The 506-nt window shown below is 47.6% G+C and carries 1 protein-coding gene and 1 tRNA gene; both read right to left on the bottom strand.

The annotated features are described in order from the left end of the window. Positions 1-131: 131 nt before the first annotated feature. A tRNA-Arg gene (locus SCI24_RS21495) sits at positions 132-208 on the bottom strand. 137 nt (positions 209-345) lie between these two features. After that, positions 346-501: an FAD-binding protein gene (locus SCI24_RS21490; RefSeq protein ID WP_318727295.1), complete on the bottom strand. Its 156-nt coding sequence runs from the start codon at positions 499-501 to the stop codon at positions 346-348. Positions 502-506: the final 5 nt, after the last annotated feature.

Raw genomic sequence — 506 nt, 5'->3', positions numbered from 1 at the left:
CCTTTATCAAATGCTTTTAGAGCTTCGACTAGCGCTTCCCTCATAAAATGGATATCGGTCACCGTAATCCCTCAGTTATCTTTAATTTATAAATGCCAATGCGCTATGCATTGGCATTGTTAGCTGTTAAATGGCGCGCCCGGGAGGATTCGAACCTCCGACCTCCTGATTCGTAGTCAGTTACTCTATCCGGCTGAGCTACGGGCGCGTAAAATGATAGTAACATATCCCGTCAGTAAAATCAAGTCTTTTAGTCGATGCATTTTTTCTTAATTAAGAGGCTTATTGGCTCTGCTGGCACTTTAAGGCTATAAAGCGAATCCAGTCTATTCTGTGAAGATTGAGTCACTGCAGAAGTTTTGCAGCGTCTTTACCTGCAATTCGGCCCATGACCAGGCATTCGGTGATGGCGCAGCTACCGAGTCTGCACGCCCCGTGAATGCCACCGGTGACTTCGCCGGCGGCATAGAGTCCCGGGATTGGGTACTGGTCTCGGTGAATTACAC

The organism is Halomonas sp., assembly GCF_033549285.1.
Classification (GTDB): domain Bacteria; phylum Pseudomonadota; class Gammaproteobacteria; order Pseudomonadales; family Halomonadaceae; genus Halomonas.
This window is presented reverse-complemented; position numbering and strand designations above follow the sequence as displayed.